General features: G+C 69.2%; 1 protein-coding gene and 1 pseudogene. One reads left to right on the top strand and one right to left on the bottom strand.

Going from position 1 to position 2,237, the window contains the following annotated elements:
• Positions 1-256: pseudogene (locus tag JL475_RS38675) on the bottom strand (hypothetical protein); the annotation flags it as partial.
• A 269-nt stretch (positions 257-525) separates the two neighbouring features.
• Between JL475_RS38675 and JL475_RS38670 the strand changes: the two are divergent.
• Positions 526-2,151 carry an IS4 family transposase gene (locus JL475_RS38670; RefSeq protein ID WP_202282874.1) on the top strand — a complete coding sequence of 542 codons (1,626 nt, stop codon included), beginning with the start codon at positions 526-528 and terminating at the stop codon, positions 2,149-2,151.
• Positions 2,152-2,237 lie beyond the last annotated feature (86 nt).

Here is a 2,237-nt window from a genome sequence, read left to right as displayed (position 1 = left end):
CGTCGTTCTCGGGACCGGGGGGCGGGATCCCGTCGCCGGTCATGGACAGGCGTCGGCGGGCGTCGAGCCATGCGGCCACCGTGTCGGCGTCGCCGCCGCAGGCCCGTACGTAGGCGGCCAGGAGTTCCTCGCGGGGCAGCTCGTCGCGGCCGAGGGCGGCGGAGATCGTCGCGCGCGGCAGGACATCGCCGGCGTCGGTGGCGTTGCGTTCCAGCTGCCGGTAACTCAGGTCCGCCCAGCGGCGTAACTGCCGCATCCGCTCCATGAACTCCGCAGAGCTGTGCGCCGCTGCCGGATCCGGCCCCCGCCCCATTGGTCTCGTTTCAACCTGAAGTTGCAGGTCGCGGGGCTGGCGTGGATGGGGGCTGGGGTGCTCGTGCCGGTCGGGGGCGTGATCGGTAGCAGGTGATCGTCCAATGCCGCGAAGTTAAGGCGTCGCGGCCGGTGTCAAGAGGTCGCGAAATGCAGCAGGACCTCTGCTATCCAGGGGATCGACCAAGATCTTCCTGAGAGAGCAGAGGCCCTGTGCCCCAGTCTGTCACGGGCGGAACCATCGACGTGTTCGCGCCCGGCCATATCGGTGAGTTGACGCAGGTCGTGCCGCCGGAACTGGTCGACGCGGTCCTGGAAGAGACCGGTGCGCGGGAGCGGCGGTTACGGGATCTTCCCTCCCGGGTCGGGGTGTACTTCGTCCTTGCTCTGGGGCTGTTCGAGCATGTGGGCGCCCGCCTGGTGTGGGGCAAGCTGATCGCGGGGCTGGCCGTCCGGGTTCCCGGTCCTTCCGAGAAGGCGCTTCGTGATCTGCGCCGCCGTATCGGTGCGGCTCCGCTGGAGCGCCTGTTCGAGGTGCTGGCCGGCCCGCTGGCCCAGCCGTCCACACCGGGGGTGCGCTATCGGCGGTGGCGGACCGTGGCCTTCGACGGCTGCAGCAGCCTCGCGGTCCCCGACCACGAGCGCAACCGTGTGTGGCTGAGGCGGTTCACCCACCGTTTCGGGGCGGCCGGCTACCCGAAACTGATGCTCATGGCCTTGTGCGAGACCGGGACACGCGGTCTGCTCGGGGCCTGCTTCGGCCCGGTCGCCCAGGGTGAGAACGCGTACGCGCGGCGGCTGGTAGACCGCCTCACCGCCGACATGCTGGTACTGGCCGACCGCGCCTTCGATGGCAACGATCTACTGGCCGCCATCACCGAGCAGGGCGCACAGTTCCTGGTGCGCTGCACATCCAGCAGGCGTTTTCCCGTGCTCACGTTGTTGCCGGACGGTTCGTACCTCACCCGTGTCGCCGATCTGACCCTGCGGGTCGTGGAGGCCGAGGTGCGGGCACACACCGCCGACGGCGGCCAGATCACCGGCTCCTACCGATTGCTGACTACACTCACCGACCACCGCACCGACCCGGCCGACCGCCTCGTGCGCCTCTATCACGAACGCTGGGAGGTGGAGTCGTCCTTCCTGGCCCTGCGTCACACCCTCCTTAAGGGGCGGGTGTTGAGGTCGAAGGATCCGGCCGGCCTGGTGCAGGAGATGTGGGGACTCCTGGTGCTCTATCAGGCCCTGCGCTCGGCGATGGTCACGGCCGTGGAGACCGTTCCGGGCTGCGACCCGGACCGGGCCGCCTTCACCGTGGCCCTGGAGGCGGCCCGCGACACGGTCGTTCAGATCGGCCTCATGCCCTCAACCGCCTCCGACTGGCGAGTGGATCTGGTCGGGAACATCGGCGCCGCCGTCTTGGGCACCCTGATGCCGCCGCGTCGCCCGCGGGTGTCCGCGCGCGTCGTCAAATGCGGAATCTCCCGCTACCACACGTGGAACCGTGACGGCCGCCCCCTGGAGAGCACCCACCTCACGGCGCTCGACATCGCCATCCACCCACCCGCGCTGCCAACCGCCCAGACCGCCGGCAGCCCGAAGGCCCAGGGACGCACCGGCCGCTGGACGCGGATCTGCACGATCATGACGGCCGACACCGACCGGACCTGGTCGGCCCGGGATCTTGCGCGACAACTCGGCATCACCGGCCGCAAACCCGTCAACAGCCTGAGCGTCGCCCTGGGCCGGTGGGCACGCCAAGGACTCCTGGAACGCACCGCCCGTGCCACATACAAACTCACACAACCCGACACCTGGACACCGGCCCCCAGCCCTTAACTTCGTGGCATTGAACCCTTCTCGGTAACGTCTCGTGACGGTTGGTGATCTTCGTTCAGGTGGTGCGGCCGTGTTCGAGCTGGAGC

Origin of the sequence: Streptomyces sp. M2CJ-2 (genome assembly GCF_016757295.1) — a bacterium.
Lineage (GTDB): Bacteria > Actinomycetota > Actinomycetes > Streptomycetales > Streptomycetaceae > Streptomyces.
Note: the sequence above shows the minus strand (reverse complement) of the source record. Positions and strands in the feature narration are given on the sequence as shown.